General features: G+C 62.3%; 12 protein-coding genes and 1 tRNA gene. 7 read left to right on the top strand and 6 right to left on the bottom strand.

Translation table 11 applies throughout. The features are described 5' to 3' along the window. Positions 1-16 precede the first annotated feature (16 nt). Positions 17-904 carry an acetylglutamate kinase gene (gene argB / locus ACT53S_RS01815; protein ID WP_476065722.1) on the bottom strand — a complete coding sequence of 296 codons (888 nt, stop codon included), beginning with the start codon at positions 902-904 and terminating at the stop codon, positions 17-19. Between the two features lie 160 nt (positions 905-1,064). Here argB and ACT53S_RS01820 point away from each other — a divergent pair, with 160 nt between their 5' ends. From ACT53S_RS01820 to ACT53S_RS01830, 3 genes are all read left to right on the top strand, one after another. Then, positions 1,065-1,625, top strand: a complete 561-nt coding sequence (locus ACT53S_RS01820; RefSeq protein ID WP_476065723.1) for a sigma-70 family RNA polymerase sigma factor — start codon at positions 1,065-1,067, stop codon at positions 1,623-1,625. After that, positions 1,597-2,313 (top strand): anti-sigma factor, encoded by a 717-nt coding sequence (locus ACT53S_RS01825; protein ID WP_476065724.1) that lies wholly within the window; start codon positions 1,597-1,599, stop codon positions 2,311-2,313. Before ACT53S_RS01820 ends, ACT53S_RS01825 begins: the two co-directional genes overlap by 29 nt. A 188-nt stretch (positions 2,314-2,501) precedes the next feature. Beyond that, on the top strand, positions 2,502-3,059 hold the full coding sequence (locus ACT53S_RS01830) for a fasciclin domain-containing protein (RefSeq protein ID WP_476065725.1): 558 nt from the start codon (positions 2,502-2,504) through the stop codon (positions 3,057-3,059). Between the two features lie 53 nt (positions 3,060-3,112). Here the strand turns inward: ACT53S_RS01830 and yihA are convergent, their stop codons facing one another. The 5 genes from yihA to rpmH form a co-directional block, all read right to left on the bottom strand. Beyond that, positions 3,113-3,772 (bottom strand): ribosome biogenesis GTP-binding protein YihA/YsxC, encoded by a 660-nt coding sequence (gene yihA, locus ACT53S_RS01835; protein WP_113377006.1) that lies wholly within the window; start codon positions 3,770-3,772, stop codon positions 3,113-3,115. Between the two features lie 49 nt (positions 3,773-3,821). Next, the gene (locus ACT53S_RS01840; RefSeq protein ID WP_476065726.1) at positions 3,822-4,733 is read right to left on the bottom strand and encodes a DMT family transporter; all 912 of its coding nucleotides are present in this window, start codon (positions 4,731-4,733) and stop codon (positions 3,822-3,824) included. A 68-nt stretch (positions 4,734-4,801) separates the two neighbouring features. After that, positions 4,802-6,610 (bottom strand): membrane protein insertase YidC, encoded by a 1,809-nt coding sequence (gene yidC, locus ACT53S_RS01845; RefSeq protein ID WP_142073751.1) that lies wholly within the window; start codon positions 6,608-6,610, stop codon positions 4,802-4,804. Further along, positions 6,610-6,999: a ribonuclease P protein component gene (gene rnpA / locus ACT53S_RS01850; protein WP_113377008.1), complete on the bottom strand. Its 390-nt coding sequence runs from the start codon at positions 6,997-6,999 to the stop codon at positions 6,610-6,612. The genes yidC and rnpA overlap by 1 nt, the downstream gene beginning before the upstream one ends. Before the next feature lie 32 nt (positions 7,000-7,031). After that, the gene (rpmH, locus tag ACT53S_RS01855) at positions 7,032-7,169 is read right to left on the bottom strand and encodes a 50S ribosomal protein L34 (protein ID WP_113377009.1); all 138 of its coding nucleotides are present in this window, start codon (positions 7,167-7,169) and stop codon (positions 7,032-7,034) included. A gap of 316 nt (positions 7,170-7,485) precedes the next feature. Here rpmH and ACT53S_RS01860 point away from each other — a divergent pair, with 316 nt between their 5' ends. The 4 genes from ACT53S_RS01860 (at position 7,486) to ACT53S_RS01875 (ending at position 14,379) form a co-directional block, all read left to right on the top strand. After that, positions 7,486-9,507 (top strand): methyl-accepting chemotaxis protein, encoded by a 2,022-nt coding sequence (locus ACT53S_RS01860; protein ID WP_476065727.1) that lies wholly within the window; start codon positions 7,486-7,488, stop codon positions 9,505-9,507. Positions 9,508-9,693: 186 nt separating this feature from the next. After that, complete coding sequence (locus tag ACT53S_RS01865; protein WP_476065728.1) at positions 9,694-11,181, top strand: ATP-binding protein; 1,488 nt, start codon at positions 9,694-9,696, stop codon at positions 11,179-11,181. Between the two features lie 126 nt (positions 11,182-11,307). Then, positions 11,308-11,384 (top strand) — tRNA-Arg (locus ACT53S_RS01870). 202 nt (positions 11,385-11,586) lie between these two features. Further along, on the top strand, positions 11,587-14,379 hold the full coding sequence (locus ACT53S_RS01875) for a M10 family metallopeptidase C-terminal domain-containing protein (protein ID WP_476065729.1): 2,793 nt from the start codon (positions 11,587-11,589) through the stop codon (positions 14,377-14,379). The last annotated feature ends 148 nt before the right edge of the window (positions 14,380-14,527 follow it).

A 14,527-nucleotide genomic window follows, 5' to 3' on the forward strand; every position in this document is an offset into this window, starting at 1 on the left:
AAGGGGATTTTGAACCTCAGGGCACCAGAAGCGTGCCGGCGCCGGTTTCGGTGAAGAGCTCGAGCAGGACCGAATGGGCGGTCTTGCCGTTGAGGATGACGACGCCCTGGACGCCGGCCTTGATCGCGTCGATGCAGGTCTCGACCTTCGGGATCATGCCGCCGGAGATGGTGCCGTCCTTGATCAGCGCGTGGGCCTCGGCAACCGACAGCTCCTTGATCAGGTTGCCGTTTTTGTCGAGCACGCCGGGCACGTCGGTGAGGAAGAGCAGGCGCGAGGCATTGAGCGCGCCGGCAATCGCACCGGCAAAGGTGTCGGCGTTGATATTGTAGGTGGCGCCGTCGCGGCCGGGAGCGACCGGGGCGATGACCGGGATCATTTCCGAGCGGGCGAGCAGGTCGAGCAGAGTGCGGTCGACCTCGACCACTTCACCGACGAAGCCGAGATCGAGCACGCGCTCGATATTGCTATCGGGATCGCGGACCTTCTTCTGCGCCTTTTCGGCAAAGACCATGTTGCCGTCCTTGCCGCAGAGCCCGATCGCCCATTCGCCGGTCTGGTTGATCAGGGCAACGATTTCCTTGTTGATCGAGCCGGCGAGAACCATTTCGACGATCTCGACCGTCTTCTGGTCGGTGACGCGCAGGCCGTTTTCGAAGCGCGATTCGATGCCCATCTTGGCGAGCATGGCGCCGATCTGCGGGCCGCCGCCGTGAACGACGATCGGGTTGACGCCGGACTGTTTCAAAAGCGCGATATCGGCGGCAAAGGCCTTGCCGAGCTCGGGATTGCCCATGGCATGACCGCCATATTTGACCACGATGGTCTTGTTCTCGTAGCGCTGCATGAAGGGCAGGGCCTGAACGAGAAGGCGGGCCTGAATTTCGCTTTCGGACGCTGACATGGGAAACCTCGCTATGGATCGCGGCCTTTTAGCGCATGTGTCGCCGCGATGGAATAATCGTCGCGGAATATAAGCGGCTGGTGACATGCATCTTCATCCTGTCGCATTGCAGAAACAGATTGCCGCCCTAAATCAGCTGCCACTGGAATACGGGGGTATCATGGAACGCGACGACATCGGCGAGCTGCTGGCCCGTGTGGCCCTTCGCGACCGTTCGGCGTTTTCGCGGCTCTATCAGAAGCTCGCGCCGAAACTTTTTGCCATCTGCCTTCGTATGTTGAAGGACAGGGGTGATGCCGAAGAGGCATTGCAGGATGTCTTCGTCCGGATCTGGGACAAGGCTGGCAGCTATTCGGGCGATGGCATGAACGCCTATGGATGGCTTTGCGCCATTACGCGCTATCGCTGTATCGACCGCTTGCGGGCGAGACGGCCGGAGAGCGAGGATCTGGAGGCGGCGGAAGAGCTCGCCGATCTCGGACCCGACCCTGAACAGACGGCGATGCTGCGTTCCGAGGGCGCACGCATTGACACATGCATGGAGGCATTGGATCCTGACCGGGCGCGCGCCGTCCGTCAGGCCTACGTCGAAGGACTGTCCTACCAGGAACTGGCCGACACATTCGCGGTTCCGTTGAACACGATGCGCACATGGCTGCGACGCAGCCTTTTGAAACTGAGAGAATGCATGGATGAGCACGCCCGACCAGAGCAAGGGTGACAGATCGCGGGACGAGGTCCTCGCCGGGGAATATGTCCTCGGCGTTCTCGGCATGCCCGAGCGCGCCGAGGTCGAGGCGCGCCTGCGCCACGACCGGCAGTTCGCCGAAGTCGTGCGTCGCTGGGAGGCCAATCTCGTCCAGTTCAACGACGACTACGCCGAGGTGTCGCCGCCGGATCAGCTGTTCGGCAAGATCGAGCAGCGACTGTTTCCGGTGACCGCGGAGGGTGCTGCGCCGCGCGGGCTGTGGAACGCGCTCTGGCTCTGGCGTGGCCTGACCTTCGCCTCGCTCGGCGGTCTGGCTTTGGTGGCCGGTCTGCAATGGGCACCCGCCTTGCGGCCGCAGCCGGCAGCGACGCGGTTGACGGCCGAGCTGTCTGGCGAGCAGAGCCACATCGCACTTCTCGCGAGCTACGACCAGCGCTCGGGCCAACTGGCGGTGACGCCGGTCGCGGCCGGTGGTGCGGAACAGAAATCGCTGGAGTTGTGGCTGGTCGAGGGCGAGCAGCCGCCGATCTCGCTCGGTGTCTTGCCGCAGACGGGTCAGGGTGAAATCGCGGTGCCCGAAGCCCTGCGCGCACGGTTGGCGGAAGGCGTGGTGCTCGCCGTCAGCCTCGAGCCGTTTGGCGGTTCGCCGACCGGAAAGGCGACCGGTCCGGTGCTGGCCGTTGGCCCTGTTCATCCGTGATCGACTAAAAGTTTCCATTCAAATCAAAGAGATGAGAGAGCGGCGAGAATTTTCTCGCCGTTTCTGAAACTTGTTTTCGAAGCGGTCCGTCCTTGGTGGTGTCCCCGATAGAGGGATCCCACTCAGGCGTCCGGCGGCCCGAACCGTCAGGACGCGTTCAAGAACACCAAGGACAGAGGAAACCGAAAATGTTCAAGATCGCCATTCGCCCGCTCGCAATCACCGCCGCCCTGCTCGCCGGCTCCGTCGCTGTCTATGCCGCCAATCCGATGGTCGGCGGCGGTGAAATGCTCGAGACCAAGAACATCGTCGAAAACGCCGTGAACTCCAAGGATCACACGACCTTGGTCGCTGCCGTGAAGGCGGCGGGCCTGGTTGAGACCCTCTCGGGTGCCGGCCCCTTCACTGTCTTCGCCCCGACGAACGAAGCCTTCGCCAAGCTGCCGGCCGGCACCGTCGACAATCTGCTGAAGCCTGAGAACAAGGACCAGCTCACCAAGGTTCTGACCTGCCACGTGGTCGGCAAGGCCGTGATGTCGGATGCGCTCGTCAAGATGATCGCCGATGACGGCGGCGAGCATGACGTGCCGACGGTCGGTGGTTGCACGCTGAAGGCCAAGGCCGCCGACGGCAAGGTGACGCTGACCGACGAGAACGGCGGCGTCTCGACCGTCACCATCGCCGACGTCAAGCAGTCGAACGGCGTCATCCATGTCGTCGACGCGGTGATCCTGCCGAAGATGTAAGATTTGGGGGAGGGGGCTCTTCAGCCCCCTGTTCCACGTCAGGTGCCTGAGCGTCAAAGGCCCTGTTTGACGGCCTCGGTGATTGCGCCCCGCAATTGCTCGAGGCCGTCTGCTTTTTCAGACGAGGTCGCGAGCACTTCCGGAAAGGCGGCCGGGTGTTTCTTGATCTTGTCGAGCGTCTCTGCGATCAGGCGAGGCACACCGGCAGCCTTGATCTTGTCGGTCTTGGTCAGCACGATCTGATAGGAGACGGCGGCCTTGTCGAGCAGCGTCAACACCTCGTCGTCGTTCTTCTTGATGCCGTGGCGGCTGTCGATCAGCACATAGACGCGCTTCAGCGTCGCGCGACCCCTCAGGTAATCGAAAACGAGCTTCGTCCAGGCGTCGACCTGTTCCTTTGGCGCCTTGGCATAGCCGTAACCGGGCATGTCGACCAAGGCCATCGGCGGCAGGTCGCCCTCCTGGCCGGAGAAGCCGTCGGGCACGAAATAGTTGAGTTCCTGGGTGCGGCCCGGCGTATTGGAGGTGCGGGCAAGCCCGGCCTGACCGACCAGCGCATTGATCAGCGACGACTTGCCGACATTCGAGCGACCGGCAAAGGCCACTTCGAGCGGGCCTTCCGGCGGCAGAAAATCCATCGAAGGCACGCCGCGGATGAAGATCCACGGGCGGACGAACAGGGGATAGTCACTTCTCTGGTTGGGATCGCGCATGGCTCTGGCCTCTCGTGAACCGGTCAATTCAGGGTTTTGCGCGGCAAAGTCAAGCCGCAGCCCCGTCGACGCGGTCGCTGGCCGGGCGCGCGTGGCTGACGAGGTAGGTGAAGAGCGCGGCCATGACGATCGCGCCGCCGAGGATCGTCCGGCCGGAGGGGATCTCGTTGTGCAGGATCACCATCCAGACCGGGGCAAGGATCATTTCGGCCGTGCCGAGCAGGGCGGCGAGCGCCGACGGGATGAGGCGCGCGCCGGTGACATAGAGCGCCATGCCGAGGCCGAGATTGAGAGCACCGAAGCAGAAGAGCAAAGCGAGATCCTGTCCGCCGACCGCAAAGGCGCCTGCCTGCGTGGCGGCAATGGCCGAGGCGATGAAGGACCCGCCACAGGCGGCCGGCGTCATGCGGATGCCGGGATAGCGGCGCGTGATCACGGTCATGCAGGCGAAGATCGCGGGGATGCTGGCGGCAAGTGTCAGCCCGAGCACCGAGCCGCCTTCGCCGATCGAGGCCGAGACCATGATGCCGACGCCGAGGATCACGGCGAAGATTGCGCCCCAGGTGACCGGCGTGATCGGCTCGCCGAGCACGATGCGGGCGAGAAGGGCGGCAAAGAGCGGGATCGACGCCATGAACAGCACGACGTTTGCGACCGGCGTCATGGACACCGCAAGCACGAAGAAGGTCGAGACGAGGGCAAAGCCGACGGCGATGGATAGGCCCGGCCAGCCGAGCGCTTTAAAGAGACGGACCGTGCCCTTCGGTCCGTCGCGCAGCAGCATGAAGACGGCGAGGAACAGGCCCGCGAAGAGACAGCGCCAGAAGACGATGGTCCAGCCGTCCGAAACGCCGATGAAACGCTGGATCGCACCGCCATAGCTCCAGGCGATGGCGGAGCCCAGGACCAGCGCGATGCCGGCCCAGGAACGGGGTGAGGGGAGGGAGGCGGCCTGGGTCATGAAGTCTCGATGCACTGCAGCAAGGGGCGACAAAGAGAAAGCCCCGGCGAGGCCGGGGCTTTGCAGGATCATTTCGTTCCGGCGGGCTTTCGCCGGAAGGCCTTGCCGATGTTCTTGAACAACTCGATGTCCACGCCGTGGCGCTTCATGATGATCGACTGCTGCAAGACCGAGAGCGTGTTGTTCCAGGCCCAGTAGATGACGAGACCGGCAGGGAACGAGCCGAGCATGAAGGTGAAGATTACGGGCATCCAGTTGAACAGCATCGCCTGGGTCGGATCCGGGGGCGTCGGGTTCATGCGCATCTGCACCCACATGGTGATGCCCATGATGATCGGCCAGATACCGAGATGCAGGAAGGTCGGAGCATCGAAGGGAAGCAGGCCGAACAGGTTGACGAAGCTCGTCGGATCCGGCGCCGAGAGGTCCTGGATCCAGCCGAAGAACGGCGCGTGGCGCATTTCGATGGTGACGTAGATGACCTTGTAGAGGGCGAAGAAGACCGGGATCTGCAGGAGCACCGGCCAGCAGCCGGCAACCGGATTGATCTTCTCTTCCTTGTAGAGTGCCATCATCGCCTGCTGCAGGCCCATGCGGTCGTCGGCATATTTGGTCTTCAGCTCTTCAAGCTTCGGCTGCACGCGCTTCATGTTGGCCATGGAGGCGTACTGCTTGCTGGCGAGCGGGAAGAACAGGACCTTGACGACGATGGTGGTGAGCAGGATCGCAACGCCGAAGTTGCCGACCAGATGGTAGAAATAGTCCATCATCTTGAACATCGGCTTGGTGAAGAAATAGAACCAGCCCCAGTCGATCATCAGGTCGAACTTCGGGATGTTCAAATTGGCTTCATAGGCGTCGATGACCGGGACCTGCTTGGCACCCGCGAAGACCAGCGTCTTCAGCGAGGTGTTCTGGCCGGCCGGGATGCTGACGGAATCGGCCTTGAAATCCGCCTGGAAGCGCGGCTGGCCATCGGTGAAATGCGTAAAGCGCGATTCAAACGGCAGGGTCTGCGCCGGGATGAGGGACGCGGCCCAATACTTGTCGGTGATGCCGAGCCAGCCACCGGTTGCCTTCGGATTGGTGACCGCTTCCTTCTCGATGTTGGAATAGGTGTCCTGGACGAGGCTGCCTTCGGTGCCGAGCACACCGAGGAAACCTTCATGGAGCACGAAGATCGACGGCGTTGTCGGCTTGTTGTAGCGGGTGATGCGGCCATAAGGCGCAATGCTCGCAGATGCCGAGCCGCCGTTTGCGATCGTGTCCTCGACGGTGAACATGTAATGCTCATCGACGGAAATCTTGCGGGTGAAGGTCAGGCCGGCATCATTGGTGTAGGTGAGCGTAACCGGCGTCGTCTCGGTGAGCGTGGCACCGGCCGGCGCGGTCCAGACCGTATTCGGACCCGGAACTTGGCCCGCATTCTCACCCGCAATGAAGCCGAGTTCGGTGAAATAGGCATCCTTGGTTTCGGCAGGATTGAACAGCGTGACGATCGGGCTCGTCTTGTCCACGGTCTCGCGATACTGCTTGAGCTTCAGATCGTCGAAGCGGGCGCCGGTGAGGTTGATCGAGCCCTGAAGGTCCTGCGTGTCGATCGCGACGCGGGCGGTCTTGGCAACGGCCGCATCACGGTTTTCGACGGTACCGGCGGTCGCAGCCCCTGCGGGAAGCGCGCCGTTCACGGCGGTGCCGGCCGCAGGCGTCGTCGCAGCGGCGGGATTGGCAGCCTTTGCGGCTTCCTGCTGCGCGATCTGCGCTTCCTGAGCCTTGCGCTGCGCTTCGATGCGCGGGTTCATGTAGAAGAACTGCCAGGCAAGGACGATCAGCACCGATAAGGCAATCGCGACGAAATAATTGCGGTTGTTCTTCATCATTCTTTCCTGGGACCGGTCTTGTGCGACCGCGTGTTGTTCGTCTGGCGGTTTTCAATACGATGGATCAGCTGTTGCGACAGCTGACTGAAGGGTGCACCGAGCACCTCGCGCCGGCCGACAATGACATAGTCGTGTCCCGGCTTCATTGCAAACGCCGCATTCAGTCGCACGGCTTCTTTCAGCCTGCGCCGCATGCGGTTGCGTTCCACTGCATTGCCATGTTTCTTGGTGACCGTGTAGCCCACTCGGGCCGGCGCGTCGTCCTTGCGGTCGAGGACCTCGAGGAGGAACAGTCGACCCTTGCGCGCTTCGCCGTTTCTGACGGCGAGGAACTGGGGCCGGCTTTTCAGCCGGCCAACAGATTTCTTGGAGTCCGTGGACGTCATGGGCCCGTCAAGCTCGTCGGGCTCATCCGGCCTTAGGCCGAGAGCTTGGCGCGGCCGCGAGCGCGGCGAGCGTTGAGCACCTTGCGGCCGCCCTTGGTGGCCATACGCGCACGGAAACCGTGGCGGCGCTTGCGAACAAGCTTGGAAGGCTGGAAAGTACGCTTCGACATTTATTTAATACCGCGGTGTGCGGCCCTTCTTGGAAGTGCAATCGCGAGATTGCATCAGCGTTTGGTTTTGTCGCACGGGTAAGCGCCGCCGGGGCGCCTTTTCCGAACGTGCGCGGCTTATACGGGCGCAAGCCCAGGGAGTCAATCGCGCGAAGGCGTATTTGACCGGGCTTTCGCCGGCTCGACTCAGATGCAGCCCGATGATCCGTCCCTCCCCATAAATGGGGTAAAACGGACAGTTAAACTTCTACCTTTAATGCTTCGACCGTTTGGGAGCATGCGTACTGATGCGCATATTTGAGGTGGAGTGCAGGACTTGAAAGTCAGCGGTAAGGTTTATTCATTAGTCGGCATCCTGGGGGCGGCGGCGGTCGTCATCGGGGCCATGGGCGTATTTGTCACGGTGCAATATGGCGCCAAGACCGCTGAGTTGATGCAGATTTCGCAGCGCGCCTTTCTAGGCGAACACCTCAATCGTCAGGTGACGGCAGTCGTAATGGAGGCCCGCGGCATATACGCTGCGCCCAGTGCGGAAAAGGCCAAGCCTTTCGCCCAGGGCATCCTGAAGAATCTGGATGACATGGATGCCTCGCTTGCCCAATGGAAGCCGCTGGTGCCCGAAGCACAAAGGGCAGCGTTTGATGCGATGATGGCAAAATCCGCTGATTTCCGCACGTTCCGCTCGGAAACGGCGCGCCTCGGAGTCGAGGCCGGCCCGAAGGAGGCCAATGCCCAGGGCAATACCGAGGCGAACCGGGCCAATCGCAAGGCCTTCCAGGCCGATATCGATGCCGTGGTCGAGGCGGATCGTGTCGAACTCGACGCGCTGACCAGCAGCCTGGCATCCTTCAAGAGCACCATGATGATGCTGATCTCCGGCGTGACGCTGCTTGCAGTCGCCATCGGTGCCGGACTGGGCATCCATATCGGCGTCAACCATCTGAGCCGTCCGATCCGCCGCGTCACCCAAGCGATGAACGGCATTGCCGGCGGCGATTATGCCACCGACATCCCGTATCGCGGTCGCCTGGACGAAATCGGCGAGATGGCGGCGGCGGTCGAGGTCTTCAAGGAAAATGGTCTCGCCGTCCAGCGGCTCAACGCCCAGGAAAGCGCCATGCGCGCCAAGAGCGACGATCTGCAGACGAGCATGGCAGCCGTAGTCGCCGCAGCTGCAGCGGGTGATTTCTCCCGCCGCATCGAAAAGGATTATCAGGACGCCAACCTCAACCGCTTCGCCTCCAACATCAACGAGCTTCTCGGCTCGGTCGAGACGGGCGTTTCGGAGACCAACCGCGTCATCGGCAGTCTGGCGGCCAACGACCTGTCGCAGGAAATGAGCGGCAACTTCCGCGGCGTCTTCGCGGAGCTGCAGGAGAACGTCAACAAGTCGTTCCAGCGCCTGCGCCAGACCATGTCGGATATTCGCGGCCGCACCGACCTGATCAACGACAACACGGTCCAGCTCACCTCCGCGACCAACGACCTGTCGAAGCGCACGGAGCAGCAGGCCGCAGCCCTTGAGGAAACCTCCGCAGCACTCGACGAGATCACGGTTGTCGTTCGCCAATCCAGCGAACGCGCCCAGGAGGCGAGCCATATGGTGACCGAAGCCAAGCACAGCGCCGCCCAGTCGGCGACCGTGGTTGGCGAGGCGGTGAACGCCATGGGCCGCATCGAACAGGCTTCGCGCGAAATATCGCAGATCATCAACGTGATCGATGAAATCGCGTTCCAGACCAACCTGCTGGCGCTCAATGCCGGCGTCGAGGCCGCCCGTGCCGGTGAAGCCGGCAAGGGATTTGCCGTCGTGGCTCAGGAAGTGCGCGAACTCGCGCAGCGCTCCGCCAATGCGGCGAAGGACATCAAGACGCTGATCAACAAGTCGGGTGAGGAAGTCGCAGGCGGGGTCAAGCTGGTGCAGCGCACCGGCGAAGCCCTGTCGGAGATCGAAAGCCGCGTTTTGAAGATCAACGACCACATCCACTCGATCGCTTCTGCTGCCAAGGAACAGTCGACCGGGCTCGCCGAGGTGAACAGCGCCATCAACCAGATGGATCAGGTGACCCAGCAGAATGCTGCCATGGTTGAGGAAACCTCCGCATCGACGCACAAGCTGTCGGCGGAAGCTGGAAACCTGGCCCAGATCATCGGCCAGTTCAAGCTGGGTGACGAGGCGAGAACCCGGATGGCACCCGCGGCAGCAGCGAGCCAGCATCGCCCCGTGGCCTCGCCGGCCCGGCAACTGGCCGGAAGTGTTGCCCGCGCTTTCGGCGGCTCCGGCCGTGCGATGGCAGCGGCTGCTGCGCCGAAGGAGAACAGCTGGGAAGAGTTCTGATTCCCGCCGCGATGCCACAACGATTTCCGGACGGCCGCAGCATCCAATGCTGCGGCCGTTTCGTATTCATGACCAAAGATTAACGTATGCGGCGATCTTCCGCTTGGCCTTGTCTATCGCGCTGCACTAAGATGACGACGCGCCCCGATCCGAAACAGACCCTAGGGATGACAGGAACTCGACTTGATGTTTGACCGGCAGGACAGCGATGTGCAGTCCGACCCCTCCGGTGGTTACCGCATGCCGAGCCGGATCAGGGGCCTGTCCGGCAAGCTGTTGTGGCTGACCATCGCCTTTGTGATGCTGGCGGAAATCCTTATCTTCGCGCCCTCCGTCGCGACCATGCGGCAGCGCTGGTTGCAGGATCGGCTGAACACGGCCGCTGCCGCAGGCGTGGTCATCGACGGTCTGCAGCCGCTCGAACTGCCTCGTAACGTCCAGGAAGACACGCTCTCGACGACGGGCACCAAGGCAATCGTTCTGCGCAAGGACGGCACGTCGCGCCTGCTGGCGGTGACCGAAATGCCGGCAGAGGTGGATGCCGCCTACAATCTCGCCGACTATTCCGAGATGGAATCCATCCGCGACGCCTTCTACACGCTGTTCTTCGGTGGCGACCGGCTCTTGCGCGTCTACGGGCCGATTGGCGACGCACCCGACACGACGATTGAGATCGTCATGGAGGAACGGCCGCTGCGTCGGGCAATGCTGGGCTATGCCCACAATATTCTGATCGTGTCGCTGATCATCTCCGTGATCACCGCGATCCTGATGTTTCTTGCCATCAACCGGGTGATGATCGTACCGGTCAGGCGGCTCGCCCGCAGCATGCAGGCCTTCGCCGAGAATCCGGAGGATCCGGCCCGCATTCTGGCGGCGACCGAGGGCAAGGACGAGATCGCGGTGGCAGGCCGCCACCTGACCCGCATGCAGGACCAACTGCAGAAGACGCTGCGTCAGCAGAAGACGCTGGCGGATCTCGGACTGGCCGTGTCCAAGATCAACCACGACATGCGCAACATTCTGGCTTCCGCCCAGTTGATGTCGGACCGGCTGGTCGATGTGGAGGATCCGCTGGTCAAGAGCTTCGCGCCGAAGCTCCTGCGCGCGATCGATCGGGCCGTCGGTTACACGAGCGAGGTCCTGTCCTATGGCCAGACCTCGGAGTCCGAGCCGCAGCGCCGCCGCTTCCGTCTGGCGGAGATCTGCCAGGAGGTGCGCGATCTCCTGCAGCTGAGCCAGGAAACGGGCATCGAATTTGTCGATCTGATTGCTGCCGACATCGAGGTCGACGGCGACAGCGAGCAGATCTTCCGGGTCATTCACAACATCTGCCGCAACGCGGTGCAGGCGCTGGTGAATTTCGTGCCCGACGATCCCGATCATCCGCGCCGCATCACGATCTCCGCCCAGCGCAGCGGATCGGTGGTGGCGATCACGGTCGACGATACCGGACCCGGAATGCCGCCCAAGGCGCGCGAAAACCTCTTCACGGCCTTTCGCGGTTCGGCCCGCTCGGGCGGCACGGGGCTGGGTTTGGCGATCGCCCGCGAACTCGTGCTCGCCCATGGCGGCACGATCGCGCTTGTGGAAAAACCGGGCCCCGGCACGCTGTTTCGTGTCGAAATCCCCGACAGGCCAGTGGCTCTGGACGACTGGCGCGCCCGCGCCTGAGCCCCGTGAACGGGGTGTCGAGCGATCATGTGACGGCAAAATGACTCTTTTTTTCCAAAGGGCGCTTGCATTCCAAAGCGTCACGCTTTAGAGGATCGCCAACGCCGACGAACAGTCGGCTGGCAAGCACCCGTAGCTCAGCTGGATAGAGCACCAGACTACGAATCTGGGGGTCAGGAGTTCGAATCTCTTCGGGTGCGCCATTCTTCTTCCTCCATGAAATCGCTGCGATAGGATGCTGGAAAGCATCGGCCGGTTGGCGCGGTTACGTCCGGATTTAGGATCGGTCGCATTGGAGCGAACCCGCTCAGGAACCATTTACTGTTCCTGATTACCTGTTTCTAATGCATCACGAGTACAACGGTCTCCACAACGGCGGTCTGTCCGCGGATGATGGGGACGTTTATGGCATTGGCGAACTGGACCAACCAGCAGGTCATCGATCAGCTCAATTCGGGCTCCAAGTGGTCCGGTTCGACCATCACCTATTCCTTCCCGACCGTCATTTCGGCCATGGCCACCTATTCGGGCGAAACCGGGTTTTCCGCCTTTAACGCCACGCAGCAGGCGCGCGCCGAGCTCGCACTGACCCTTTGGGATGACGTCATCGCGTCCTCCATCCAGAAGGTCACGGCCGGCACCACGAGCACGGCCGCGAACATCGAATTCGGCAACGCGACCTCGGGCGTTGGCTATGCCCACGCTTATTTCCCCTCGGTCGGCAGCGTCTGGATGAACAGCGCCTATAACTCGGGTCAGGGCACCAATGACCTGATGACGCCGAAGATCGGCGCGCATGGCTTCCTGACTTTCGTGCACGAGATCGGCCATGCGCTGGGGCTCGAGCATATGGGAGAGTATAACGGCAGCGCCGACACGCCGTCGTCCTACCAGGATTCGACGGTCTATTCCGTGATGTCCTATTTCGGTCCCTCGTGGGGATCGGGTGCGTCGAACGGCGAGGGGCTCGTCGCCTGGGCCGATTGGGTCGGATCCGATGGCCGGCTCTATTCCCCGCAGACCCCCATGATGAACGACATCATGGCGATGCAGGCGATGTACGGGGCCGATACCACCACGCGCACCGGCGACACCGTCTACGGCTTCCAATCCAACATCACCGGCAGCACCGCGGCGATCTACAATTTCAGCCAGAACCTGAACCCGATCATCTGCATCTGGGATGCCGGCGGCAACGACACGCTGAACCTCTCGGGCTGGAACACGGCCAGCACCGTCGATCTGGCGCCCGGGACCTTTTCGTCGGCCAACAGCATGACGATGAATATCTCGATCGCGCGCGGCGCCTGGATCGAGAATGCCGTCACCGGCAACGGCAACGACACCGTTCGTGGCAATGACCTTGCTAATGTAATCACCACCAATGGCGGCAACGACACGATCCTCGCGCTTGGCGGCAACGACCGGATCATTGCCGGAGCCGGCAATGACAGCGTCAATGGGGGTGACGGCAGCGACATTCTGGTCTTCGGCGACAGCTGGGCCAATATCAGCTGGACCTATAACGTGGCGCTCGCCACCTTCACCTTCGCGGGTGTCCTGATCGGCACCGATACGGTAACGGCGGTTGAACGTTTCATCGATTCGCTGAATGTCGAGCGCTCGCTGGCCTCGCTGATCGACCCGGGCGCCCTGCCTGCGGTGGCATCCGTGGCAGCCAGCGCCTCGACGGTCAACGAGGGGAACGGTGGTACGACCGCAGTTACCTTTACCGTGACCCTGAGCAAGGCTGCGACCGCCACCGAAACCGTGACCTGGACGGCGGCCGGTACGGGGAGCAATGCAGCCAATGCCGCGGATTTCTCCGGCGCGTTGAGCGGCACCGTCACCTTTGCCGCAGGGCAGACCACGAAGACCGTTACCGTCTATCTGAACGGCGATACGACCTCCGAAAGCGCCGAGACATTCGCGCTGACCTTGTCCGGCGCATCCTCGGGTCTGACGCTCGGCACGGCCGCGGCAACCGTCACCATCGCCAATGATGATGCCCAGACTACGCCCTATATCTTCAACGGCACCTCGCGCTCCGAAGTGATCACCGGCACCAATTTCATAGACCAGATTTCTGGCGGCGGCGGCAACGACACATTGCGCGGCAATGCGGGCAACGACGTCCTGATTGGCGCTGCCGGAAATGACATTCTCGACGGCGGCACGGGTGCTGACCGGATGACGGGCGGCGCTGGCAATGACATCTATTATGTCGATGCCCTCGGAGACGTGATCACCGAAGCCAGCAATGCCGGCACCGACATCGTGCGCACGACCCTTTCCGTCTATTCGCTGTCGAGTTGGCTGGAAAACATCGAATATCTCGGTCCCGGCGACTTCACGGGCACAGGCAACGAACTGGCAAACCGTATCACCGGCGGCGCGGGCAACGACACCCTGTCGGGTGGCGCCGGCAATGACGCGCTGATTGGTGGCATCGGCAACGACGTGCTGAACGGCGGCACCGGCAGCGATGCGATGACGGGCGGTGTGGGCAATGACACCTATGTCGTCGACAGCACCGGGGATACCGTGTCCGAACTCTCGGGCCAGGGCACCGACACCGTCAGGACCAGCCTCACCAGCTATCGCCTCGGCGACAACGTCGAGAACCTGGTCTACACGGGCAGCTCGACATTCACGGGCATCGGCAACAGCCTGAACAACGTGATGACCGGCGGCAGCGGTGCCAATACGCTGGATGGCGGCAGCGGTCATGACACGCTGAACGGCAATGGCGGCAACGACACGCTGATCGGCGGCGCCGGCAACGACGTGCTCTATGGCGGCACCGGCAATGACACCCTCTCGGGTGGCGCAGATGCCGACTGGCTGTATGGCGGCCTTGGCAACGACACGCTGTCGGGCGGGGCGGGCGCCGACAAGTTCGTCTTCACGGAATTCGGGACCGCAAATGCCGACCGTATTACCGACTTCGATTCGCTCGATCAGATCCTGCTCGACAGCGATGTGTTCACCGATATCGGCTCGCTCGGTACCCTGCTCGAATCGGCATTCGGGTCGGGTTCGAGGGCGACGACGGCCGACCAGCACATCCTGCATGATCGTGCGAGCGGCGCGATCTATTACGACGCTGATGGCAATGGCAGCACAGCGGCGGTGACCATCGGTTACGTCACGGCGGGTCTGGTCCTGACCCATGACGATTTCGCGCTGGTGGCCTGACATCAAACTGAGGGATTGCGGACGAGCGGTGCAGAAATTCTGCATCGCTCGTCTTTGTTTTGCCTCTTCCCCCGACAATAGGGCTTGGTGAACACGAAAGCGTGTTTTAACTGTCGACTTTATCGTTACAGGTCCGGATCCGGGTCCT

It is taken from the genome of Allorhizobium sp. DMC15 (assembly GCF_056314065.1).

Bases quoted from the DNA above. Each gene is read 5' to 3' on its own strand.
- rpmH (WP_113377009.1), bottom strand. From the start codon at position 7,169: ATGTCGAAGCGTACTTTCCAGCCTTCCAAGCTTGTTCGCAAGCGCCGC.
- yidC (WP_142073751.1), bottom strand. From the start codon at position 6,610: ATGAAGAACAACCGCAATTATTTCGTCGCGATTGCCTTATCGGTGCTG.
- argB (WP_476065722.1), bottom strand. From the start codon at position 904: ATGTCAGCGTCCGAAAGCGAAATTCAGGCCCGCCTTCTCGTTCAGGCC.
- ACT53S_RS01820 (WP_476065723.1), top strand. From the start codon at position 1,065: ATGGAACGCGACGACATCGGCGAGCTGCTGGCCCGTGTGGCCCTTCGC.
- rnpA (WP_113377008.1), bottom strand. From the start codon at position 6,999: ATGACGTCCACGGACTCCAAGAAATCTGTTGGCCGGCTGAAAAGCCGG.
- ACT53S_RS01825 (WP_476065724.1), top strand. From the start codon at position 1,597: ATGAGCACGCCCGACCAGAGCAAGGGTGACAGATCGCGGGACGAGGTC.
- yihA (WP_113377006.1), bottom strand. From the start codon at position 3,772: ATGCGCGATCCCAACCAGAGAAGTGACTATCCCCTGTTCGTCCGCCCG.
- ACT53S_RS01830 (WP_476065725.1), top strand. From the start codon at position 2,502: ATGTTCAAGATCGCCATTCGCCCGCTCGCAATCACCGCCGCCCTGCTC.
- ACT53S_RS01875 (WP_476065729.1), top strand. From the start codon at position 11,587: ATGGCATTGGCGAACTGGACCAACCAGCAGGTCATCGATCAGCTCAAT.
- ACT53S_RS01840 (WP_476065726.1), bottom strand. From the start codon at position 4,733: ATGACCCAGGCCGCCTCCCTCCCCTCACCCCGTTCCTGGGCCGGCATC.
- ACT53S_RS01865 (WP_476065728.1), top strand. From the start codon at position 9,694: ATGTTTGACCGGCAGGACAGCGATGTGCAGTCCGACCCCTCCGGTGGT.